Source organism: Streptomyces sp. NBC_00094, from assembly GCF_026343125.1.
Taxonomy (GTDB): domain Bacteria; phylum Actinomycetota; class Actinomycetes; order Streptomycetales; family Streptomycetaceae; genus Streptomyces.
In genome coordinates, this window is sequence record NZ_JAPEMB010000001.1 from 325,847 (window position 1) to 347,177 (window position 21,331).

General features: G+C 72.2%; 20 protein-coding genes and 1 pseudogene. 10 read left to right on the forward strand and 11 right to left on the reverse strand.

The features are described 5' to 3' along the window. Window positions 1-42 precede the first annotated feature (42 nt). A complete protein-coding gene (locus tag OG580_RS01530) occupies window positions 43-1,275 on the reverse strand; it encodes a PP2C family protein-serine/threonine phosphatase (RefSeq protein WP_267041811.1) in 1,233 nt (410 codons plus the stop codon). Between the two features lie 331 nt (window positions 1,276-1,606). On the opposite strand from OG580_RS01530, the gene OG580_RS01535 reads away from it, so the two are divergent. Then, on the forward strand, window positions 1,607-3,055 hold the full coding sequence (locus tag OG580_RS01535; RefSeq protein WP_267041812.1) for a tannase/feruloyl esterase family alpha/beta hydrolase: 1,449 nt from the start codon (window positions 1,607-1,609) through the stop codon (window positions 3,053-3,055). A 216-nt stretch (window positions 3,056-3,271) separates the two neighbouring features. Here OG580_RS01535 and OG580_RS01540 read toward each other — a convergent pair whose 3' ends face one another. Together OG580_RS01540 and OG580_RS01545 are read right to left on the reverse strand one after the other, a co-directional pair. Then, window positions 3,272-4,186: a hypothetical protein gene (locus OG580_RS01540; protein ID WP_267041813.1), complete on the reverse strand. Its 915-nt coding sequence runs from the start codon at window positions 4,184-4,186 to the stop codon at window positions 3,272-3,274. Then, entirely contained in the window at window positions 4,183-4,575 is a 393-nt protein-coding gene (locus OG580_RS01545) for a hypothetical protein (RefSeq protein WP_267041814.1), read from the reverse strand. The genes OG580_RS01540 and OG580_RS01545 overlap by 4 nt, the downstream gene beginning before the upstream one ends. Window positions 4,576-4,859: 284 nt before the next feature. Between OG580_RS01545 and OG580_RS01550 the strand changes: the two genes are divergently transcribed. The 3 genes from OG580_RS01550 to OG580_RS01560 all read left to right on the forward strand — a co-directional run bounded on the left by OG580_RS01550 (window position 4,860) and on the right by OG580_RS01560 (window position 10,363). Next, on the forward strand, window positions 4,860-8,387 hold the full coding sequence (locus OG580_RS01550) for a CHAT domain-containing protein (protein ID WP_267041815.1): 3,528 nt from the start codon (window positions 4,860-4,862) through the stop codon (window positions 8,385-8,387). A gap of 7 nt (window positions 8,388-8,394) precedes the next feature. Then, complete coding sequence (locus OG580_RS01555) at window positions 8,395-8,730, forward strand: nitroreductase/quinone reductase family protein (RefSeq protein ID WP_267041816.1); 336 nt, start codon at window positions 8,395-8,397, stop codon at window positions 8,728-8,730. Between the two features lie 166 nt (window positions 8,731-8,896). Next, window positions 8,897-10,363, forward strand: coding sequence for a PHB depolymerase family esterase (locus tag OG580_RS01560; protein WP_267041817.1), 1,467 nt, complete (start codon window positions 8,897-8,899; stop codon window positions 10,361-10,363). A 152-nt stretch (window positions 10,364-10,515) separates the two neighbouring features. On the opposite strand, the gene OG580_RS01565 is transcribed toward OG580_RS01560, so the two are convergent. From OG580_RS01565 to OG580_RS01580, 4 genes are all read right to left on the reverse strand, one after another. Then, the gene (locus tag OG580_RS01565) at window positions 10,516-11,103 is read right to left on the reverse strand and encodes a pyridoxamine 5'-phosphate oxidase family protein (protein ID WP_267041818.1); all 588 of its coding nucleotides are present in this window, start codon (window positions 11,101-11,103) and stop codon (window positions 10,516-10,518) included. 68 nt (window positions 11,104-11,171) lie between these two features. Further along, window positions 11,172-11,975, reverse strand: coding sequence for an SMI1/KNR4 family protein (locus tag OG580_RS01570; RefSeq protein WP_267041819.1), 804 nt, complete (start codon window positions 11,973-11,975; stop codon window positions 11,172-11,174). 80 nt (window positions 11,976-12,055) lie between these two features. Further along, window positions 12,056-13,165, reverse strand: coding sequence for a hypothetical protein (locus tag OG580_RS01575; RefSeq protein ID WP_267041820.1), 1,110 nt, complete (start codon window positions 13,163-13,165; stop codon window positions 12,056-12,058). 151 nt (window positions 13,166-13,316) lie between these two features. Continuing rightward, the gene (locus OG580_RS01580; RefSeq protein ID WP_267041821.1) at window positions 13,317-14,843 is read right to left on the reverse strand and encodes an alpha/beta fold hydrolase; all 1,527 of its coding nucleotides are present in this window, start codon (window positions 14,841-14,843) and stop codon (window positions 13,317-13,319) included. 113 nt (window positions 14,844-14,956) lie between these two features. On the opposite strand from OG580_RS01580, the gene OG580_RS01585 reads away from it, so the two are divergent. Beyond that, on the forward strand, window positions 14,957-15,793 hold the full coding sequence (locus OG580_RS01585; RefSeq protein WP_267041822.1) for a pentapeptide repeat-containing protein: 837 nt from the start codon (window positions 14,957-14,959) through the stop codon (window positions 15,791-15,793). Between the two features lie 137 nt (window positions 15,794-15,930). On the opposite strand, the gene OG580_RS01590 is transcribed toward OG580_RS01585, so the two are convergent. Next, window positions 15,931-16,551 (reverse strand): TetR/AcrR family transcriptional regulator, encoded by a 621-nt coding sequence (locus OG580_RS01590; RefSeq protein ID WP_267041823.1) that lies wholly within the window; start codon window positions 16,549-16,551, stop codon window positions 15,931-15,933. An 86-nt stretch (window positions 16,552-16,637) separates the two neighbouring features. Here OG580_RS01590 and OG580_RS01595 point away from each other — a divergent pair, with 86 nt between their 5' ends. Beyond that, window positions 16,638-17,081: a DUF4345 domain-containing protein gene (locus tag OG580_RS01595; RefSeq protein ID WP_267041824.1), complete on the forward strand. Its 444-nt coding sequence runs from the start codon at window positions 16,638-16,640 to the stop codon at window positions 17,079-17,081. A 47-nt stretch (window positions 17,082-17,128) separates the two neighbouring features. On the opposite strand, the gene OG580_RS01600 is transcribed toward OG580_RS01595, so the two are convergent. Next, window positions 17,129-18,109, reverse strand: coding sequence for a YafY family protein (locus OG580_RS01600; RefSeq protein WP_267041825.1), 981 nt, complete (start codon window positions 18,107-18,109; stop codon window positions 17,129-17,131). A gap of 56 nt (window positions 18,110-18,165) precedes the next feature. Here OG580_RS01600 and OG580_RS01605 point away from each other — a divergent pair, with 56 nt between their 5' ends. Beyond that, a complete protein-coding gene (locus OG580_RS01605; protein ID WP_267041826.1) occupies window positions 18,166-18,636 on the forward strand; it encodes a hypothetical protein in 471 nt (156 codons plus the stop codon). Then, on the forward strand, window positions 18,633-19,229 hold the full coding sequence (locus tag OG580_RS01610; protein ID WP_267041827.1) for an NIPSNAP family protein: 597 nt from the start codon (window positions 18,633-18,635) through the stop codon (window positions 19,227-19,229). Before OG580_RS01605 ends, OG580_RS01610 begins: the two co-directional genes overlap by 4 nt. 26 nt (window positions 19,230-19,255) lie before the next feature. Here the strand turns inward: OG580_RS01610 and OG580_RS01615 are convergent, their stop codons facing one another. Further along, window positions 19,256-19,897, reverse strand: a complete 642-nt coding sequence (locus tag OG580_RS01615) for a maleylpyruvate isomerase N-terminal domain-containing protein (protein ID WP_267041828.1) — start codon at window positions 19,895-19,897, stop codon at window positions 19,256-19,258. Between the two features lie 101 nt (window positions 19,898-19,998). On the opposite strand from OG580_RS01615, the gene OG580_RS01620 reads away from it, so the two are divergent. Next, window positions 19,999-20,265, forward strand: coding sequence for a hypothetical protein (locus OG580_RS01620; RefSeq protein ID WP_267041829.1), 267 nt, complete (start codon window positions 19,999-20,001; stop codon window positions 20,263-20,265). 97 nt (window positions 20,266-20,362) lie between these two features. Further along, window positions 20,363-20,728 carry a hypothetical protein gene (locus OG580_RS01625; RefSeq protein WP_267041830.1) on the forward strand — a complete coding sequence of 122 codons (366 nt, stop codon included), beginning with the start codon at window positions 20,363-20,365 and terminating at the stop codon, window positions 20,726-20,728. Window positions 20,729-20,815: 87 nt separating this feature from the next. On the opposite strand, the pseudogene OG580_RS01630 reads toward OG580_RS01625, so the two are convergent. Continuing rightward, window positions 20,816-21,250, reverse strand: a pseudogene (locus OG580_RS01630) (transposase); the annotation flags it as partial. Between the last annotated feature and the right edge of the window lie 81 nt (window positions 21,251-21,331).

Consider the following 21,331-nt stretch of genomic DNA (forward strand, 5'->3'; position numbering starts at 1 on the left):
CACCGGGCCGTCCGGTGTCCGCGACCGGTCGACCGTCCTGCCTCACAGCCGCAAGACGATCAAGGCGGTGTCGTCGGTGAGGCCGGCCGGGGGGATCAGATCGACCAGGAGGGCGTCGCCGAGCGCATCGGGGTCGGCGGCGCGGTGTCGGGTCAGCGAGGCGGCCAGGCGGGCGAGGCCGGTGTCGATGTCTTCTCCGCGGCGTTCGATGAGGCCGTCGGTGTACAGGACGAGAACGCAGCCGTCGGTGAACGCGGCCTGAGCCTGGGGCCTTGGGGCGTGCTCGGGACGTGCCCCGAGTGGAGGATCGGTGGCCTGGTCGAGGAAGACGACGGTGCCATCGGGGTGGCACAGCGCGGGCGGGACGTGGCCCGCGCTGCTGTAGGTGAGGATGCGGTCGTTCCAGTCGATGAAGACGGAGAAGGCCGTCGTGGACTCCGCTCCCTCGACGGAACGGGCGTACAGACCGAGCACCTCGAGAGCCTGGGCGGGACCGGCGGCGACGCGAGAGGCGGCGGACAGGGCGCTGCGGAGCTGGCCCATGACGCCGGCGGCGCGCAGTCCGTGGCCGACGACGTCGCCGACGGCCACGGCCGTACGGCCCGCTTCGGGCATGTCGACGAGGTCGTACCAGTCGCCGCACACGTTCAGGGCGCCGACCGCCGGGCGATAGCGGACGGCGGCGCGGTGGTGGACGAGGGAGCGGGGCACGGGCAGCATCGCCTGCTGGAGGTGGAGAGCTACTTCGCGTTCGCGGGCGTGGGCTTTGCGCAGGCGTTCGTTGACTTCCTGGAGTTCCCGGCCGCGGGTGTAGAGCTCGGCCTCCAGGACTCGACCGTGGTCTCCTTCCGGACGGCCTCCGCGGGCCTTGATGAGTTCGGTGACCTCCTCGACCCGGTGCAGCAGCAGTGCCACGGTGCCGTCCGGGGCGAGGACGGGGACGTTGACCGGGCTCCAGTACCGCTCCTGCCACACGCCCGGCCGATCGGGGTCCTCCACGTCGTAGCGCTGCAGGGCCATGGTGTCGCGCTCGCCGGTGGCCGCGACGCGCTGCAGAGAGGCGTACAGGTTGCGCATGCCGGTCGCGCCGGGGTCGAGGGGATTCTCGGGGAAGACGTCGAACAGATAGCGGCCGACCACCTGCTCACGGGTGCGGCCGGCCATGGACAGGAACGCCTCGTTGGCATCCGCGTACACCAGGTCGCCGGTCAGCAGCGCGACCGCGCCGGGCAGGGCGTGGAAGACCGCCTGGTAGTCGATGCCGGGTCCGTTCACGTTTCCACCTGCCGCACGTCGGCGGCTCTTGTCGGCCACAGGTCCTCTCACGGTGGCACACGCGAACGTCGCGAGCTCGTTGTGATGCGTGGTTGTGGCCCGTTTGGCCCCTGCCCGGGACGTGGCCGCCTCCGCCCGCCCTGTGGCTGCCCGGGACACCGGACCGGCGGAAGACCTCAGGCGGTCGGTCGAGGCACGGACCGGCCCTGCGTCGGATGGTGGCTCGACCCATTGGCGGGCCAGGAATGGTGGGCCACGCAGCCGTGTCCGCCGGTCCGCAGGCGGCATAGCCTCCCGCCGGTCCCTGTCCATGAGCCTCGGAGGCACACCGATGCGTCGTCCCACCTTCCGTTCCTCGCCGCGCCTCTGGCGGCGGGGCGCGCCGGCGGCACTCGCCCTGGCCGCACTCACCCTCACCACCGCCCCGGCGACGGCGACGCCGTCCGTCCCCGGCGGACACTGCGCCCGCCTGTCCCACCTCCGCGTACCGGGCGCCGCACACCAACAGGCCGCCTGCCTCGACGAACTGACCACGGCCGGCACGGTCGCCTCCGGCCACACCGACCCGGCCGACTGGGCGGGGCTGACGCCGAAGGACCTGGCCGTCCCCAGCGGGGTCCCCGGCATCCAGATCGACGGCTACTTCCCCGATACCTCCACCACCAACACCAACCACGGCTGGAAGCACGACGCCCAGTTCGTCATCCGCATGCCCGACCGGTGGAACGGCGGCCTGGTGATCGCCGGCACCCCGGGCAACCGGGAGCAGTACGCCAACGACCGGGCCATCGCCGACTGGGTGCTCGCCCGCGGCTACGCCTACGCGGCCACCGACAAGGGCAACACCGGGCTCGCGTTCCACCGGGACGGCGCGGCCCCGGGCGACGCCATCGCCGAGTGGAACGACCGGGTCACCCAGCTCACCCGTGCCGCCCGCGCCACGATCGCCCAGCGGTACCACCGCCCGCCGACTCGCACCCTGGTCACCGGCATCTCCAACGGCGGCTACCTGGTGCGTTGGCAGCTGGAGAACCATCCCGAGCTCTACGACGGCGGCGTCGACTGGGAGGGCACCCTCTGGCGGGCCGACGGCCCCACCTTGCTGGACTTCCTGCCCCGCACCCTGCGCGCCTACCCCGTGTACGCCACCGGCGGCGAGGGCGCCGCGCGGGCGCGGGACGAGATGCACGCCGCCGGGTTCCCTGCCGAGTCGGAGTTCCTGTGGCCGTACCACCACAAGGTCTACTGGGACCTGACCCAGCGCATCTACCGCGAGGAGCTGGATCCGGGCTACGACGGGGCTGCCGAGGCGGGCACCCCGTACTGCGCCACGGGCGCCCCCGGCTGTGACGCCGACTACGACTACGCGGCCCGCCCCGACGAGGTCCGGCGGGCCGTGGAGAAGATCGCGCTGACCGGACGCATCGGCAAGCCCCTCATGACCCTGCACGGCACGCTCGACGCCCTGCTGCCCATCAGCCGGGACTCCGACGTCTACGCCCGGATGGTGCGCGAGGCCGGCCGCGGCATGCTGCACCGGTACTACCGCATCGAGGGAGGAACCCACGCCGACTCGCTCGTCGACGCGTTCCCGGACCGGCTCCGGCCGCTCACGCCGTGCCACCGCACCGCCTTCACGGCCCTGGAGGGCTGGCTCACGGAGGGGTCCCGGCCGCCCGCCTCGGGCACCGTCGCCCTGCCGGTGGACCGGGACCCCGTGGCGTTGGCGAACACCTGCTCCCTGGATGCGGGGAAGGGGGCCGGCAGCAACCGGTCCTGACGGTCGCCGGCAGCCGGTCCGATCGGCGCCGCCATCCGGTCCTGCCCCCGCCGACGTCTTCGACCGCGCTCCTCCTCGACGCCGTCCCTTCCGCCCGTGACCGCGGCTGCCACCGCGGCCTCGGTCATGATCGGAGCCGCCCGGCGCGGCCGGCACCTCCACGCGTCGCGCCCGTGTGGTTTCACCGGTCGAGGGACAGGACCGGAGGGTGCCGTCTCACGCACCCTTGCGTAGGCGGCGGGTGATGCGGTCGCCGGATTCCGGGAAGAACTCGTCCGGGGTGTCCGCGGTCAGCCTGGCGGCCAGCTCACCGCAGTGCAGGTCCACGACGGCTTCGACGAGTTCGGCCAGGGCGTCCATCCCCGCGCGACCACGACGCAGGGCCACCAGTGCGATGCCGGCCGCGACCGGCGCCGCCGGCCACCACCAGAGGGCGAGCACGGCATAGGGAACGGTCCACGCCGCCAGCCCGGCCGCGCCCGCGTAGGCGGCGCGGGCCGCACGCAGTTCCGCACGCGTCTCCTCGGGGACGATCAGCCACAGTCTGGGCCAGGCCGAGTCCAGGTCCAGTCCGTAGGCGGCGTGCACGCGCAGGTCGGCCGCACGGATCCGGTCCGCCGTCCACACCGGCCGGTCGGGACGTACCAGGCAGATCCGGTTGCGTACGGCGTTCAGCCGGGCGGTGTCGGGGATGTCGGCAGCGACCGCGCCGTCCGTGTCCAGACGTCGGATCTTCGCGCGCAGCGCCTCGGCATGCGCCTCGTCCGCCCTCTGCCAGCGGGCCAGGCGGCGGGCTGTCAGCCGTCGCCCGAGCGGCTGCAGCGGACGGGGCCACTGTCCGTACCAGAGTGTTTCGACCGCCCCCGCGACCCCGCTCACCAGCAAGGCCACGCCGGCGGCCGCCAGGACGACCGAGGCGGCCAGCAGCAGGACGGCTCCCGGGGAGCGGGTGGCGGGGCGAGCGGCCGCCGCGTCGAGCTCCCGCACCAGCATGGCCGCGTCGAGGGCGTGGCCGTGGCCGAGCAGCATCGCGGCCGCGGTGAGCCCGAGGAACAGCATCCCGGACGGGATGAGCAGGGTGAGCCAGCGTGCGGCGAGGCCCTTGCCTATCTCGGCGAGGAAGAGGCTCACCGGGCGACCCGGCGCAGTCTGAGCGGCTCGTCGTACAGCCCGCAGTGCCTCTCCGGCTCCGGATCACGGCCCAGGACGACCCGTGCGCATCGGCTCCGGGAACAGACGAAGCCCTCCTCGACGGGGTGCCCGTCCAGGGTGGGGAGTCCCCCGATGCCCGCCCCGCGCCCGATGCCGTCGATGCCGTTGTGCACCCCGCAGCGGCGCAGCAACTCGTGCAGGGCCCGGACCTGCGGGGCCGGGTCGTCCACGCCGCGGATCCCGGTGAGGACTTCCTCCAGCTCGGCCGTCCGGCCGCGCCGGGCGGCGACCTCGCGTACGTCGTCCAGCCGCGCGCAGACCTTGGCGAGCGCGACGGAGGTGTCCCCCGGGCCGTTGTCGACCGCCATCGACTCCCCCTTCTGTCGGAGCGACCCACGCTAGCCTCGACGCCCACACCAGTCCATCGCCCAACTCCCCTGATCTACATGGCCGGTGTTGTCGTTGTCCGCACGCTCCCGCACTGTCAGACTCCGGCTCCTGAGCCGGCTGGAGACGTACGTACGGGGGTGGCGGTATGGCGGGCTGGTGGTCCAGATTCGTCCGGCGGCAACCCGGGACGGCTCCGCGGCCGGGACCGGGCCCGAGGGCGATGCGGCCCGAGGAGGCGTTCGACGCCGCCGAGGAGCTTCGGATGGCCTACCGGAGCTCACACGACCCCCGGCAGCTGGTCGCCGCGATCCAGCTGGCGCGGGTCGCCGTGGCGGGTACCTCCGGGACGCAGCCCCGCCACGCGTTCGCGCTGACCAGCCTGGGAGAGCTGCTGCGGTTGAGCTGGGAGCGCGGCCGCTCCCGCAAGGACCTGGACGAGGCCGTCGCCGTCGGGCGCGCCGCGGTCGCGGCCGACGGCCGGGACGACCCCGTCTCAACAGCGCACCACCTGTCCACGCTGGCCACCAGCCTCCAGGAGCTGTTCGACGAGACCAGGACGACGGCCGTACTGGAGGAGGCGATCGCTCTCTACCGACGGGCGCTGGAACTCCTGCCGTCATCCCACCCCGAGTACGGCGGGCAGCGCGGCAACCTCGGCAACGCCCTTCTGCGCTTGTCCGCCGAGCGTCCCGATCCGGCCATCCTGGACGAGGCGGCCGTGCACCAGCGGGCGGCCGTACGACACGCCGTCGCCGATACGCCCGCCCACACCCTGGCTCTGATCAACCTCGCCGGCACCCTGCTGCAGCTCGCGGGCACCACCCGGTCGGTGGTCGCTCTGGACGAGTCGGCGGACGCGTACCGGAAGGCCCTCGCCCGGTTCCCGGCCGACCATCCACACCGCGGCCGGATCGAGGAGGCGGCCGCCCTCGCCGAGCGGCTGAGGCAGGCCGTGCGGGCGGTCGCGGCGGACGACGATCGCCCCGCGAGCGGGTCCGCGAGCGCGTCCGGCAGCGGGTCCGCGAGCGCGTCCGGCAGCGGGTCCGCGAGCGCGTCTGCGAGCGGCACGGCGCCCGCGGCAGAGTCCGCGCCGCGGCACCGTCCCGAGCGCACCGCCCTGGAACGGGCCCAGAACCGGCTCTCCCGGTACGAGGAGTACGGCAACCCGGCCGACCTGGAGCAGGCGCTCGCCGGATTCGAGACCCTCGCGCGCGGGAGTGGTGACAGCGATATCCGCTTCGAGGCGACGAACGGCCTGGGTACCTCCCACTGGTGCCGCTATGAACGCCTCGGCGCCCCCGGCGACCTGGACACCGCCATCGGTCTCTTCCGTGCGGCCTTCGGCACGGTCCCACCGGAGTACCCCGGCGTACTGCCCGTACAGGCCAACCTGGCCGGCACCCTCCAGCTGAGGTGGCAACACCGCGGCGCGATACAGGACCTCACCGAGGCCGTGGAGCTGTATCGCGCGGTCCTGGCCGCGACCGACCCCGAGGACCCGCGCCTGCTCTGGCGGCGCTCCGGCCTCGGTACGTGCCTGCTCGCCCTGGCCCTGCACCACCACGACTCCTCCGCCCTCGCCGAGGCCGTCACCCTGCTGCGCGAGCCCGCCGAGGGCCCGGACAGCCCGACCCTGCCCGCCTCCTGGTCCAACCTCGGCGAGGCACTGAGGCAGCAGGCGGACTGGGGCGGTGCCGGACCGGACACGCTGGACGAGGCGCTGGACCTGGCCCGGCGCGCGGTGGCCGCTACCGACACCGGTCACCCGTTGCACGCGCGCTTCCAGTCCAACCTCGCCCTCACCCTCGTCCAGCGCTTCCGGGAGCGGGAAGAGCAACCGGACCTCGACGACGCCGTACTGGCCGCCCATCGGGCCGTCGCCGCGACCCCCGAGGGCCACCCGAACCTGGCGGACCGGCTCCGGACGCACGCCGAGGTCCTGCGGCAGGCCTACGACCGGAACCCCGTACCCGCCGCGCTCGACGACCTGATTCGGGCAGCCCAGGATGCCGTCGACGCCACGCCCCGGCGGCACCGGCAGCACCCGTCCTCCCTCGCGCTCCTGGCCTTCGCCCTCGGTGTCCGCGCCGTCACCGAGCAGGACGCGGACGCGCTCGCCGCTTCCGGCCTGCTCTACCGCCTCCTCGCGCGGGACGAGGCGGTGCCGGTCAGCGAGCGGGTGACCGCCGCCCACCGCTGGTCGCTGTGCGCGCTCCGGCAGGACGACTGGGCCGAGGCGGACGCCGCACTGCGCTTCGCCGTCGCTCTGCTGCCACGGATCGCGCCGCGCCGGATCACCCGCACGGACCAGGAGCGGCGACTCGCCGCGCTGGTCGGACTCGCCTCGGACGCGGCGGCCTGCGCGATCCGGCTCGGCGACCCGGAGGGCGCGGTACAGCTCCTGGAGCAGGGCCGCGGGATCCTCCTCGGCCAGGCCCTGGACGCCCGGACCGAGGTCACCGAGCTCCACCGGCTCCATCCCGTCCTCGCCCTCCGGTTCGAGGAACTGCGCGAGGCCCTGGACCGCCCCGAACACCCTCTCTTCTCCTCGCTCCCCGCTCCCCCGGCCGGCGGCGCGGCCGACGCGCCGCTGGCCGGCCAGGACCGGCACGCGCTGGCCCAGGCCTGGGAGGAACTCGTCACCGAGATCCGCACCCGGTCCGGGTTCACCGACTTCCTCCGCCCGCCGCGCACCGCGGATCTGATGGCGGCGGCGGCCTCCGACGGGCCCGTGGTGATCGTCAACCACAGCGGGCTGTCCACCGACGCCCTCCTCGTCACCGGGGCAGGTGTGCAGCACGTACCCCTGCCCGGCCTGACGTACGAATCGGTCCCGCGACGCGTCGACGCGTTCGTCGAGGCCCTGGACTCCCTGAGGGACGACACACTGCCGATGACCCGGCAGCTGGACGCCCAGGACACCGTTCGCGCCACCCTGGACTGGCTCGGGACCGAGGTGGCCGAACCGGTGCTGGCCGCACTGGCGTCGACCCGGCCGACCGCCCGGGGCGGGGACGCGGCACGGCCACGCCTGTGGTGGATCCCCACCGGCGCCCTCACCGCCCTCCCCCTGCACGCGGCCGCCCCGGTCATCGACCGGATGGTCTCGTCCTACGCGCCCACCCTGCGGGGCCTGGTCACCGCCCGGGAGCGCGCCGCCGCCCGAAAGAAAGCCCGGCAGGACCACGACGACACCCGGCCGCCGCTGGTCGTCGCCCTGCCCGACACTCCGGACGCACCGGACCTCCCCGGTGTCCTCCGGGAAGCCGACGCACTGACCCGGCATCGGCCGGACAGTCGGGTCCTGACCGCTGATCAGGCGACCCGCCGCGCCGTCCTGGACGCCCTGCCCCACCATCCCTGGGTCCACTTCGGCTGCCATGCCGTCGCCGCCACGGACAGGACCGCAACCGGACGACTGCTGCTCCACGACCACCTCGAACAGCCTCTCACCGTCGCCGACATCAGCCGGCTCCACCTGAGCGGAGCCCAACTGGCCTACCTCTCGGCGTGCGAGACCGTCCGTACGCGCGACGAACTCGCCGACGAGGCGCTCCACCTCACCGGCGGATTCCTCATCGCCGGGTACACCCACGTCATCGGCACCCTGTGGACGGCCGACGACGAGGTGGCCACCCGCCTGACCACCGCCTTCTACTCGGCACTCTTCGGCTCCGGAGACGGCGCGGGAAGCCCGGCGGTGGCCCTGCACGAAGCTGTCCTCGCCGAGCGCGACCGCTACCCCGACACCCCGACTCTCTGGGCCGCCCACATACACATGGGCCCTTGAGAGAACGGTGGCCGCCTCGAACGCCGGCGGGCCGAAGCATCCCGCCTGGTTCCACAACCTTCGCGCCGACGCGCACGTGAGCGTCGAGATCGGCACAGCGGAGGGAGCCGTCGAACACTTCAGGGCGACGGCGGTCGTGGCGGAGAGGGAGGAACGGGGCCGGATGCGCGAGGAGCACCAGGGGGTCGCCCGCACGGTGGAGGAGCTGGAGACCCTGCTCGCATCGAGTGGCGCTCCGGAGGCGCTGCGGGCCGAGGTGGACCGGCTGGCCGCGCGACTGGAGCGGCATTTCGCCTACGAGGAGGCCCATTTGCTCCCGGTACTGACCCCGCAGTCCCGCTGAAGCGTGCTGCGGAAGGCCCTGTCCAGGCAGGTCGGGGCCTGGGTGGTGGCCGGTCTGTATGGCAACGCACGCCATATGACGACCCGTTGAAGTGGTGGGACGCCATGTGGGCCGGAGTCGCCGTTGTTCATCAGGATGTCGGCATCTCACCCCCCTGGAGATGCGAATGAAGATCAGACAGCTCCTCGCCGCCGCCCTGGCGGCTGCCGGAATCGCCGCGACGATGGTCGGCGACGCGACAGCGGCCGCTCCGGCACCGACCCCGGGCTCGCTGCAGCGGTACACCATCGACTCGACCTATGTGAGCGGGCTCTCGTCCGGTGGGTTCATGGCCAACCAGCTGCACGTCGCCTACTCCGACGTCTTCAAGGGCGCGGGCATCTTCTCGGCCGGCCCGTACGACTGCGCCCAGAACAGTCTCAACACGGCCCAGTACGCGTGCATGGAAACCTTCATGGCCCGTAAGTCCCCTGCTCAGCTGGAGCAGTTGACCCGGGACCGGGCGGCGGCCGGCGCGGTCGATCCGGTCGCCAACCTGTCGGGCGACAAGGTCTGGCTGTTCCACGGCACCAGCGACAGCACCGTCAAGGCGGTCGTGAACGACGACCTCGCCACCTATTACCGCGACTTCGGCGCCGACGTGGTCTACAACGACAGCTCCGCTGCCGGCCACGCCTGGGTCAGTCCGCTCGGCCCCAACTCGTGCTCCTCCACCAGCTCGCCGTACGTGAACAACTGCGGTGGCGACCCGGTGAGGGACATGCTGACCCACCTGCTCGGCAGCGTGAACCCCGCGAGCTCCTCCGCCCTGACCGGCAAGCTGGTCCAGTTCGACCAGAGCACCTACACACCCGGCGGAAGCCCCGGCGCGATCAGCATGGGCAACGAGGGTTTCGCCTACGTCCCGCAGTCCTGCCAGAACGGCGCCTCCTGCAAGCTGATGGTCACCCTCCACGGCTGCTACCAGTACGTCGGCCTGGTCGGCAACGCCCTCATGGAGAAGGCCTATCTCAACGAGTACGCCGACACCAACGACATGATCGTCCTCTACCCGCAGACCACCACCATGACCGGTAATCCGCGCGGCTGCTGGGACTGGTGGGGGTACAAGTCGGCCGACTACGCCCAGAAGAGCGGCCCGCAGATGACGGCCGTGATGAACATGGCCAGGGCCCTCGGCGCAGGCACCGTGAGCCCTCCGGCCTTCCCCGCCCCGACCGGGCTGACCGTCACCGCCACGACGGCGACGAGCGCTTCGCTGTCCTGGAACTCCGTCTCGGGGGCGGCTTCCTACGCCGTGTACCGCGACGGCGCCAAGGTCGACAGCGCTCCGGTCACGGCCACCACGTACACCGACACCGGCCTGACCGCCGGAACGAGCTACGGCTACACCGTCGCCGCCGTCGACATGTCCGGAGCGGTCGGAGCCAAGACCGCGCCCGTCACCGCCACCACCACGACCGCTCCGGTGTGCGTGACAGCCGGCAACTACGCCCACACCCAGGCCGGTCGCGCCCACCAGTCCGGCGGCTACACCTACGCCAACGGCTCGAACCAGAACCTCGGTCTATGGAACGTCCTGACCTCCAGCACCATCAAGGAGACCTCCCCGGGCTACTGGGTCAGGTGCTGATCACCCGAGACGACGGCAGACGCCTTGTTCGTGGCTTCTCACGGGCAAGGTGTCCGTGCTGTGGAGTCGTCCGTACGCTGTCGGAACCGCTCCGCACACGACCGCATGCCGCAGGAAGCGGCCCGAGGCCCGGTCGCGCTGCGGCTGCCGGCTCAGAAGTTGCCGGGCGGCAGCGGAAGCGGCAGGCCGGGCAGGCCGTCGAGGCTCTGCGCGATGTGGTCCTTCTTGGCGAAGTACGCGCTCAGCGAGGCGTCGTCCTCACGCGCGAAGCGCTTGCCATGCAGGTCGCGATCTTCGTCGTACGACATGAAGGGCACCCCGTATCCGCAGGAGTCGCGGATGAGTTCGGCCGTCACCACGATGATCGCGCGCAGTCCGTGCAGGGTCGGGTCGATGTCCGGGAAGTGTGCGAGCAGTTCCTGGAAGCGCGGGTCGTCACGGAAGACGGGCTCGCCCCGGCCGTGCACCCGAACGATGTTGGGCGGCCCCTGGAACGCGCACCACATCACCGTGATCCGGCCGTTCTCCCGCAGGTGCGCGATGGTCTCGGCAGTGCTGCCGGCGAAGTCCAGGTAGGCGACCCGCTGCTCGTCGAGCACCGCGAAGGAGCCCTTGAGGCCCTTGGGGGAGAGGTTGACCGTGCCGTCGCCGTCCAGCGGGGCGGTCGCGGTGAAGAAAATCGGCTGCTGCTCTATGAAGGTGCGCAGGCGGCCGTCGATGCGTTCGTGAGTCTTTCCCATAGCTAAGGATTATGTAAGGAAACCCTTCGCCTGTCTAACGACCTACCCGGCCCCGTCTCGGGCCTTGGTCAGCCGCTTTCCCGGTAGTTCATGAACCAGTGGGTGTCGAAGTAGCGGGCCATCGTGAAGGGGTGGTGCGGGTCGACGAGGATGCGGCAGACGAACTCCGCGGCCTGGCAGTCAAAGGGGACGTCCTCGCCGTCGAAGGACCGGACCGCGACGGGCCAACGGTCGGGGTCGTCGCCGTCGACCCTCCAGCAGTACAGGTCCTCGTGCTCGGTGCCGGCCCAGATGAGCAGCCCGTCCTCCCTGAGATCCGTCCACGGCTCCTGGTTCAGGTCCAGATATCCGTCGAAGGCGCCCGCACCGAACGTCTCGACCATGCGTTTGTAGTCGCCCGGCAGCGCGGTGCCCAGGCGTGCCTCCACCTCCGCCCAGTCCACGTCCGGCCGCTGGGCGGGCCGTGTCCAGCCGGTGATCCGTCCGAGCCGCTCCATCCAGTCGACGTCCTCGTCCTCCTCCGGAGTGACCGCCAAGGGTTCCGGCACTTCCCTGTGAGCGACCGCCAACACCGGCCGCTCGGCCCCCTCGGCGTCCCGCGCCGTACCCGTGCCGACCCACTGATCCCCATACGCCCACGCCCGTATCTTCACGGCCCGGCCCTCGAAGGGGACGAGGAGAGCCGCGCCCCTGGTTTCGTCGACCGTCGGATCGGTGAAGCCGTCGAGGACGAGGGTGCGCGGGGCGCCGTACCTGTCGGCGAGGAGGTCGGTCAGGTCCTGCGGGTCCAGGTCGCAGGGCAGGTAGATGTAGCCGTCCCCCGGGCCGAGTCGGGCCAGCAGGTCATTGACCGTCGTTTGCGTGAGCTCCATGGCGGACAGTGAAGCGCACGGCACTGACAATCTGTACATGACCGGCCGGACAAATCCAGGGCCTAGCGCGGCCGATCAGGTCACTGGAAGCTGATCCGGTGCGGGTGGGCCGGATCGGTCGGGCAGGTGTGGACCCGCATGAGGCCGCGGCCCAGGTAGACGCCGACCGGGTCGATCACCCGCGGGTCGTCCACCGCATCGCGGTCCTCGACGGGAAGCCAGCTCCGCGAGGCCCCGTCGCACTCCACCGTGGCGACGGTGAGCAGCGGCGGCATCGGCGTCCCGCACGCGGGGCAGTCCACCGGGCCGGGGTCGGTCAGGTGCCAGGAGGCGAAGCCTCCGACCTTCCAACCGGGGGCGATCGAGAGGTCGCTCATGTAGTCGATCTCTTCGGGCTCCTCCGCTCGGGCGGCGGCCATCGCGGCCTCGTACTCCTCGTACGTCGCGTAGTCCGCCGGAGCGGAGGAGTCGTCGTGGTCGTACGCGTCGTACGCATCCTCCTCGTCCTCCGCATCCTCCTCGTCGAGGAGGCCCTCCTCCCACGCGGCGATCCCCTCCTGGAGCTGCTCCCCCAGCAGCCCGAGGTACTCGTGCTCGACGACCCGTTCCGGGTGGAGGACGCAGGACGTGGGGACGCACTCCTCGCGGCCCGCGACCGGCGGTTCGGGCTGCGGGGTGAGTACCGCGCCGACGTCGGCCGAACGCCGCCACCTCAGCGCCACGTCGATGGTCCGCTCCGGGCCGTGGACCTCGAACGGGCACCAGAACACCTGCAACAGGTCGTGTCCCCCGGGGCCGACGAGGTCCGGCACGTCACGGGCGTAGAGCTGGGCGACGGCCAGCATCGGCAGCGGGTCCGCGTCCCGGGGTGCCGGGATGTGCGTCCCCCGTGTCATCCCGTCGAGGAGCCGCCGCTCCTCGACGGTGAGGTCCCGCCCCCGGGCCTCGTCCCGGATGCGTCGGCTGAGCCGTACGTCGGACAGCAGATGCCCCGTGCCCTTCGGGTGTACGGCGGTGCACACCGGCCACGGCTCGTCGGCCGGCCACAGCAGCGGCCCCGCGACCGAGCTCTCCTCCGGCGTCGCCGCGCCCTGCCGGGGGTGCAACCGCGTCGTCGTCCGCCGGTGGCGGGCGAGGGCGGGGAACACCGCTTCGACGTCGACGGGGCGCGGGGGCGTGGTGCGGGTCATGCGCGGAGCCTCCAGGGGCGGCTCGGATGCGGCGCCATGGGCGAGGCGCGGCGGTACGGACGCCCGCAGCCGCGTTCTCCGGACTGTGCGCGGAGGAGAGGGACTTGTTGCCTCGTGCCGTGAACTCCGGCCCACCACCGCATCGATACGCCTACAGACCGAACTCCCGGATGGCGGTGAGGAATTCATCGTGCCGTGATGCATGGAGGAGATGCCCGCCGTCGATCGTGACCAGGCGGGCGCCGGGGATGCGCTCGGCGAGCCAGGACAGGTGTTCCTGGGGGACGTGACTGGTCGGGCCTCCGGCGAGTACGAGGGTGGGGGCCGTGATCGCGGGGAGGTCGTCACGCCAGTGCGGGTCAGGGGCGTTCAGCTGGGCGTCGGTGGTCGTGACGACGTCCCAGTCGAGGGCGAGCGGGCCCTCGGGGCGCTCGGCCACCGGGCGGGGCGGGTCGAGCGGGAAGAAGACGGGCGGCTCCTCCAGGACCATGCGGCCGATCAGGGTGGGTTCCCGCTGGGCCAGGAGGTACGCGGCCGCGCCGCCCATCGAGTGGGCGACGACGGTCGCCCCGGCGAGGCCGAGGGCGCGCAGGAACCCGCCGAGTTCGTCGCGGAACTCGGCGAAGCCGTAGCCGCCCGGGCGGTCGCTCAGTCCGTGTCCGCGCAGATCGGGGGCGTACACCCGGTGGTCGGCGGCGAGTTCCTCGGCGACGCCGTGCCAGCCGGTGCCGTCCTCGCCGCGGCCGTGGACCAGGACGACCGGCGGGGCGTCCTCGGGGCCGCGCACCCGGTAGGCGAGGCGTACGCCGTCCACGGTGACCGTGCGGACCTCCGGGTCGAGGAAGGCGGCGATCGGGCGGACGAAGGCGTCCGCGTCGTCCACCCAGGGGAAGTGTCCGGCGCCGGGCAGGACGACGAGTTCGGCGTCGGGGAAGCAGGCCGCGGCCTCGGCCGCCTTGGCCGGGGTGGGGCCGGCGTCGTACTCCCCCGCCAGGATCAGCACCGGCGCCGTGAGCGCGGTGAGCGCGCGCCGGGTCGTCTCCGGGGTGTAGGCGCCCTCACCGTGGTAGGCGGAGGCGGCCTCCCAGCGGATCTCGTGTTGCGCCGCCGCCGCGTGCTCCTGGGCGGCGGCGTCCCAGCGGCCGTAGGCGAAGGGCGCCACGATCTCCAGGACGCGCGGGAGCGGGGTGTCGGGGCCGATCGTGGCGAGTCCGGCACGGGCCTGCGGGTACCACGGCTCGTCGGCGAAGAGCTCGACGGCCTCGTCCCACTCCTCGTCGGTGGTGCCGAGGCCGAGCGCCCACCCTCTGGAGGTGACGAGGACGAGGCTGCGGATCCGTTCGGGGTGGGCGGCGGCGTACAGGGTGGCGAGGTTCCCGGCGGCGGAGTGGCCGAGGAGGTCGATCCGCTCCAGGCCGAGGTGGGCACGGAGGGCCTCGACGTCGCCGACCTGACGGTCGCAGCGGTACGTGCCGGGGTCGGCGGGCTCGGCGCTCGCTCCGGTGCCACGGGCGTCGAGCACCACCAGGGTGCGGTGGGCGGTGAGTCCGCCGAGGTCGCCGAGGTAGGCCGCGTCGCGCATCGGCCCGCCCGGCAGGCAGATCAGCGGCTCCCCGTCCCCCTCCCCCAGCGTCCGGTAGGCGAGTTCCGTCCCGTCGTACGTCGTGAACTTCGGCATGGCACCGATCCTCACCGGCCCTTGATCATCTCCGCAACCGGTTTCGCCGAGGGCGCGATACCGTGGGCGGATCGCCCCGGGCCGTCCCGGACCGCGGGCGAACCGTCCCCGACATGCGAAGGAACCGTTCCACCGTGCCCGAGACCCGGGAATCCGCACTGCGCGGCGACTGCGCGAACTGCTTCGGGCTGTGCTGCGTGGCACTGCCCTTCGCGAAGTCGGCCGACTTCGCGGTGAACAAGTCGTCCGGTGAGCCCTGCCGCAACCTCCAGGAGGACTTCCGCTGCGGCATCCACACCCGGCTGCGGACGAGCGGTTTCCAGGGTTGCACGGTGTACGACTGCTTCGGCGCCGGGCAGCGGGTCTCCCAGGTGACCTTCGGCGGTGTGTCCTGGCGCGAGGCCCCGGGGACGGCCCGGCAGATGTACGAGGTGTTCCCGGTCGTACGCCAGCTCCACGAGCTGCTCCGCTATCTCACCGAGGCCCTGGCGCTGTCGGCCGCCCGGCCGCTCCGCGCCGAGCTGAGCGCCGCGCTCGCCCGGGTCGAGGAGCTGGCCGGAGGCACGGCCGACGCGCTGGAGAAGCTCGACGTGGCCCCCGTACGGGCTGAGGTGAACCCGCTGCTGCTGCGGACCAGCGAGCTGGTCAGGGCGACGGCCGGCGGCAGGCCGAAGAGCCGACGCGGGGCCGATCTGATCGGGAAGCGGCTGCGCGGGGCGAAGCTGCGGGGCACGGACCTGCGCGGGGCGCTGCTCATCGCCGCCGATCTGACGGGGGCCGATCTGACGCTCGCCGATCTCATCGGCGTCGACCTGCGGGACGCCGACCTCTCGGGGGCGGATCTGACGGGCGCCCTGTTCCTCACGCAGCCCCAGCTGAACGCGGCGCGCGGGAACGCGGCGACCGTCCTCCCGGAGGGATTCGAGCGGCCCGCGCACTGGACTCCCTGAGGCGTGGGATCGCCGCCCTGATTCCGCGCCGACGGGGGTGGGGCGGATCGCGCGGTGCGAGCGCGCCTTGTCCGCGAGGACCACGTCGGGTGTCGTTGCCGTCCCGAGTCGGACGCGAGGTGGCCGGTCGGGCCGGTTCAGGCGCGCGGGGCGGGCGGCCAGTCCGGGGCGGGGTCCTCGGAGAGCAAGGGGCGTAGGGCGCCGACCGCCGCGCCGATGCAGGTGTCCCGCAGCTCGGTGCGGGTGCAGGTCTCGCGGGTGAGCCAGTCCACACACAGCACCTGGACGAACACGAGCCAGGCTTTCAGTGCCGCGGAGACGGCGGCGTGCGTGCGGTCGTCGGCGAGCGGGAGCACACCGAGCAGGCGTGCGCGCAGGGCGTCGAGTTCGTCCGTCATGATCGTCTGTATGACGGGGTCGCCCGCCAGCACCCGGTTCGCGGCCAGTACGGCATGGCGGTTGGCGATGAAGTAGTCGAGGTGGGCGTCCAGGCCCTGGGTGAGCTGCTCGACGAGCGTGGCGCCGGGGTCGAACGTGGTCACCTCCAGCAGCCGGTCGGTCGCCTGCTGGTAGACGGCCGCGAAGAGGGCGTGCTTGCTCGGGAAGTGCTGGTAGAGCAGGGCGCGGGACACGCCGGCCTCCCGGGCGACGTCCTCCATCAGCACGTCGTCGTAGGGGGCGGCGGAGAAGAGCCGGGCGCCGACGGCGAGCAGCTGGGCACGGCGGTCGGCAGGGGTCAGACGTCTACGGGGCGGCACGCACCCAGATTACTACTTGACACGCGTCTACCAGGCAGGGCTACCTTGAGGTAAGTAGACACGCGTCAAGTAAGCGAGGTGGAGTCATGGCCAAGGCACTCCGGGTGTTCGCATGGGTGATGGGCGTCGCCTGCACGGCGATCGGACTGTTCCACGTGGTCGGCGGCAATGCCGCGATTCCGGGCGAGGCCGGCGCCGGCCCGACTCTGGACAGCCTGGGCCGGTTCTTCGGCGCGATCTTCGCCGGGTACGGACTGGCCTGGCTGTGGGCGGCCCGGCAGGACCCCGTCCCGGCGAAGGTGGTGCGGTGGCTCGCGGCGGTGTTCCTGCTGGGCGGCGTGGGGCGGTTGCTGTCCCTGGCGGTGCACGGGTGGCCTGACTCGTTCCAGGTGGCACTGACCGTGATCGAGCTGGTCTTCCCGCCGGTCTGGTTCTGGCTGGCGGATGCCGACGAGCGGGAGCGCGGCCGGAAGCAACGCGCCGCGCCCCGCAGGGCGGTGGACGCCACAGACACACGTCAGCGGGCCTGACGACCGCGTCGCCGTCGCCGTCGCCGTCGCCAAGAAGGCTGGACTCCTCAAGGGTGCGGGTGGTCGGTGCCCCGGTCGGGCGAACCCTCCGCCCGGGGCCACCCTTCGTAGCGGGTGGCCAGGGTCCGCACCGTCTCGGCGATCCGGTCGCGGAGTTCAGCCGGCTTCATGACCTCGACGTCGGCGCCCAGCCGCAGGAACTCTCCGTGGGCATGATCGATCGACTCGACGGGCACCCGGGCCTCCGTCCATCCGTCACCGGCAGGTGTGACGCCGAGGCGGCGGGCGCCCTCCGGAGTGAGCCGGACCAGGGCCTCCCCGGTGTGCAGTCGGGCCCGGAAGTCGGCCAGATAGCCGTTCCAGTACGTGGCCAGGTCGAACCCGTCCGGGATGGTGAACTCGTCTTCCGACGGCTGGAGTTCGACGATCTGGTCGATCCGGTAGGTGCGGATCCCGGACGGCCCGTCGGCGACCAGGTACCAGCGGCCGGCCTTGAGGACGAGCCCGTACGGCTCCACCCGCCGCTCGATCTCCGCCGGCGCCCGCCAGCGCCGGTACCGCAGGACCACCGCCCGCCGTGCCCACACCGCGGCGGCCGCCGCGGCCAGGTGAGGCGTACGGTCGGCGTCGCCGTACCAGCCGGGGGCGTCGAGCAGGAAGCGCTCCTGGATCCGCTCGGCATGCTCGCGTAGCTCTGCCGGAAGGGCGGCCCGCAGCTTGAGCCGGGCGGTGGCGAGCGCCTCGCCGAGACCGAGCTCGGCGGCTGCGCCGGGGAGTGCGGCAAGGAACGCGGCCTGCGCCTCGTCCGCGGTCAGTCCGGTGAGCCGGGTCCGGTAGCCGTCGACCAGCCGGTAGCCGCCCGCGTGTCCGGCGTCGCCGTACAACGGGATACCGGCGGCGCCGAGCGCCTCGACGTCCCGGTAGACCGTCCGGACGGAGACCTCCAGTTCCTCGGCCAGCTGCCGGGCCGTCATCCGGCCCCGGTTCTGGAGCAGCAGAAGCAGGGTGACCATCCGACTCGCACGCATGCCGCTCAGTATCCACTGACAGAAGATGTCAGCGGATCGGCCCTAACCTGCGGCGCATGGACGACTTCGACTTTCTGCACGGCTCCTGGGACGTGGCCAACCGCCGTCTCACCGCACCGCTCGGCTCGGGCCCCGGTACCTGGGTGGAGTTCCCGGGTCACGCGGTGGTCCAGCCGCTTTTCGGGGGCGCCGGCAACATCGACGAGATCACCTTCCCCACCCTCGGCCGCCAGGGCGTGACCCTGCGACTGTTCGACCGGGAGACGGAACGCTGGTCGATCCACTGGTCCGACAGCCGGACGGGCCGACTGGATCCGCCGGTGGTCGGCGGCTTCACCGGTGACCGCGGCGACTTCCACGGCGAGGACACCTACGACGGCCGCCGGATCCGCGTGCACTTCGCCTGGCACCGCCTCGGCCCGGACACCGCCCGCTGGGAGCAGGAGTTCTCCACCGACGAGGGCCGCACCTGGGAGCTCAACTGGACCATGGATCTCACCCGCTCCACGGGGCGGGTCGGCGGATGAGCATCGTCGAACTCCGGCAGTACACCCTGCGTCCTGGAGCACGGGAGACGCTGATCGAGCTGTTCGAGCGCGAGTTCGTGGTCGGTCAGCAGGCGGTCGGCATCACCGTCGGAGGCCGCTTCCGCGACCTGGACGACCCGGACCGCTTCGTCTGGCTGCGCGCGTTCCCCGACATGGCGCACCGCCGACGCGCGCTGGAGGCGTTCTACACCGGTCCGGTCTGGTGGGAGCACCGCGACGCGGCCAACGCCACCATGGTCGACAGCGACGACGTCCTGCTGCTGCGCGGCCCGGGCTTCACGCCTCGGCCCGGCGCCGGTGAGGTGTTCGCGACCGTCTGCCACCCCACCGACGCGGCCGCCTTCGACGCGTACGCCGCCCGGCACCTGGACCCGGACCATGCGCTGCACCGCACCGAGCACGCCGAGAACGACTTTCCCCGTCTGCCCGTCCGCACCGGGGAGGACGTCAGGGTCTGGTTCGGCCCGGCCGAGCCACCGCCTTGGCCCACCCGGCGGCTGCGGCTGGAACCCGTGACGTCGCGCGGGCGGCGGAAGCCCATGCGGTCGCAGGACGGTTCGAGCAGCCCCTGAGGGAGATCGGCGTGGCGTTCGCCTGCCTACAGCACGCGTAGGGCCTGGTCGACGTCACGCTCACGCCTGGCGAGGGCGTGCAACACGGCTTGGTCGCCGTGCCGGTCCCGGGCGGCGGCTACGAGCACCTCCACCGCGACGGCGAGCGCGGCATCGGGCACTCGGCATGGCGCGTCGACACTGAGCGCGAGGTCATCGAGGTGAACCGCCAGCTCGACGCAACGGGTCTGCAGGTATCCGTCGAGCGACATCTCCTCTCCCGGCCGGTGAAGGACAGCCACCCGCCGATCGGCCGACTCCACGCCCAGCCGCTGCGTCAGCCGGTCCCACGCCGCCCGGGCCTGCTCGGCCACGACGGCGGGGCCGGCTGCGGCGGTTTCCTCGCTGCGGGCGCGCACCCCGACGTTCAGCGCGGAGTCCGGCAACGACGTATCGGCGAGCCGCGCGTAGTACCGAACCGGTGACACCGGTTCTGCGCCGACCACCTGACCGTCGAGGAACCACTCGACCTGGAGGACGCTGCGCGCAAGGTGGCCGGCCAGCCCACCCACCGACATGCCGGGGAGCACGGATTCGGTCTCCCAGCATCGGGCTACCTGCTCTGTGGCCAGCAGGTGCACCGCCTTCTCGGCAGCCTGCAGGTAGGTCTTCCGGATCTCATCAGTCATGGGGGCATCGTCGCAATCTCATCATCACGGCCGCTGACAGGTCCACGTTGTGGATCGACCCACCGTCTTGACCGCCTGGACGGCTCGCCCATGGGGGGAGCGTGGTGGCACGGGAGCGGGCTGGCCATCAGCGGCGCCAGGCGCCCGCCCCGTTCGGCGAGGCGTGGCCGCTGGCCTCGTGGCCGGAGGTGCCGACCACGTTCCTGCCGGCCGCCGCCGACCACTTCTTCCCGGCCGACTTCACGCGCCGGATCGTCGCCGAGCGCCTCGGCTGTGAACCGGACGAGATGCCCGGCGACCACTGCCCGACGCTCGGCCACCCGAAGGAACTGGCCGACCGTCTTGAGGCGTACCGCATGGGGCTCTGAAACAGCCCGCTCTCATGTCGTTCGCTGCACGAGCCCTCCACGTGGCGCACCACCATGAGGTACGGAACCGCCGACTTGGGCCGAGCGTCGAAAGGCCATGACCAAGAGAGCAGGACACATCATCTTCGCCCTCACGCTGGCTGCCGGGGTTCTCACAGGCTGCACCCAGGCCGACGACGGGGCGGACGCCGTCCGGGCGACACCGTCCGGCCGGACGATTCCCTTCGAGCTCTATACGCATTGCGGAATCGACGAGGCCCGTATCGGCTCGACGTACTTCGAAGCGGAGACCCCGCTCTCCGATGGCTCGGGCAACCCGCCCGACGGGTGGGACAACCCCACCCAGCGCGGCACGATGACCTTGAAGTCCGCGACGGAGGCCGTCTTTACCGACGATGCCGGACATGAGGTGACGTTCCGCGCCCGGCCTGGTGCGAGTGCCTTCAAGCGCATCTGCAGTTAGGACTGGAATCAGAATGAGTTCTCCGGGAGGCGGGAATGGCGAAGCGTCAGTTCGCGTCGACGCGGCCCGGAGGGGTGGTTACGACCGGACGTACAGCTCGCGGTCGATCGCCGCGTGTCCGCGGCGGCCGGCATAGACGAGGTAGACAGCGACCTGAGCGTTCTCGATCCTCCCGGCCGTGCCGGTGTACTGGCGCTGGACACCCACGGTGTGCGTGCCCTTCTTCACGTCCCCGGTCTCATCGACGACCAGCACCGCATCGCCGTCGTGCAGATGTTTCAGCACGTACTCGCGCACGTACTCGCGCACGTACTCGCGCACGTCATCGCGCACGTCATCGCGCACGGTGTCGGCATCCCACTTAGCCCGGCCGAGCAGGTGCTGCATTCCCTGCGGACTGGCCTGCCCGGCCCACTGGCTCCAGCAGTTCTTGCGCGGCAGGTCCCACAGCAGCCCCAGCACCAAGTCCCGCACCCGACGCCGGGGTTCAACCCGCGCGAACCGGCCCGCTATCCGGGACATCAGGACCTCGAACGCCTCCTGCCAGCGGGCAGGGTCTACGCTGTGACTCGCGGCCACCGCATGATCTTCAGTCTTCACACA

What these genes read in the sequence shown, in the direction of transcription:
- OG580_RS01570 (WP_267041819.1), bottom strand. Translation starts at nt 11,975, where the DNA reads ATGGAGCTCACGCAAACGACGGTCAATGACCTGCTGGCCCGACTCGGC.
- OG580_RS01625 (WP_267041830.1), top strand. Translation starts at nt 20,363, where the DNA reads ATGACCAAGAGAGCAGGACACATCATCTTCGCCCTCACGCTGGCTGCC.
- OG580_RS01565 (WP_267041818.1), bottom strand. Translation starts at nt 11,103, where the DNA reads ATGGGAAAGACTCACGAACGCATCGACGGCCGCCTGCGCACCTTCATA.
- OG580_RS01560 (WP_267041817.1), top strand. Translation starts at nt 8,897, where the DNA reads ATGAAGATCAGACAGCTCCTCGCCGCCGCCCTGGCGGCTGCCGGAATC.
- OG580_RS01595 (WP_267041824.1), top strand. Translation starts at nt 16,638, where the DNA reads ATGGCCAAGGCACTCCGGGTGTTCGCATGGGTGATGGGCGTCGCCTGC.
- OG580_RS01550 (WP_267041815.1), top strand. Translation starts at nt 4,860, where the DNA reads ATGGCCTACCGGAGCTCACACGACCCCCGGCAGCTGGTCGCCGCGATC.
- OG580_RS01585 (WP_267041822.1), top strand. Translation starts at nt 14,957, where the DNA reads ATGCGAAGGAACCGTTCCACCGTGCCCGAGACCCGGGAATCCGCACTG.
- OG580_RS01605 (WP_267041826.1), top strand. Translation starts at nt 18,166, where the DNA reads ATGGACGACTTCGACTTTCTGCACGGCTCCTGGGACGTGGCCAACCGC.
- OG580_RS01580 (WP_267041821.1), bottom strand. Translation starts at nt 14,843, where the DNA reads ATGCCGAAGTTCACGACGTACGACGGGACGGAACTCGCCTACCGGACG.
- OG580_RS01575 (WP_267041820.1), bottom strand. Translation starts at nt 13,165, where the DNA reads ATGACCCGCACCACGCCCCCGCGCCCCGTCGACGTCGAAGCGGTGTTC.
- OG580_RS01545 (WP_267041814.1), bottom strand. Translation starts at nt 4,575, where the DNA reads ATGGCGGTCGACAACGGCCCGGGGGACACCTCCGTCGCGCTCGCCAAG.
- OG580_RS01610 (WP_267041827.1), top strand. Translation starts at nt 18,633, where the DNA reads ATGAGCATCGTCGAACTCCGGCAGTACACCCTGCGTCCTGGAGCACGG.
- OG580_RS01600 (WP_267041825.1), bottom strand. Translation starts at nt 18,109, where the DNA reads ATGCGTGCGAGTCGGATGGTCACCCTGCTTCTGCTGCTCCAGAACCGG.
- OG580_RS01535 (WP_267041812.1), top strand. Translation starts at nt 1,607, where the DNA reads ATGCGTCGTCCCACCTTCCGTTCCTCGCCGCGCCTCTGGCGGCGGGGC.
- OG580_RS01615 (WP_267041828.1), bottom strand. Translation starts at nt 19,897, where the DNA reads ATGACTGATGAGATCCGGAAGACCTACCTGCAGGCTGCCGAGAAGGCG.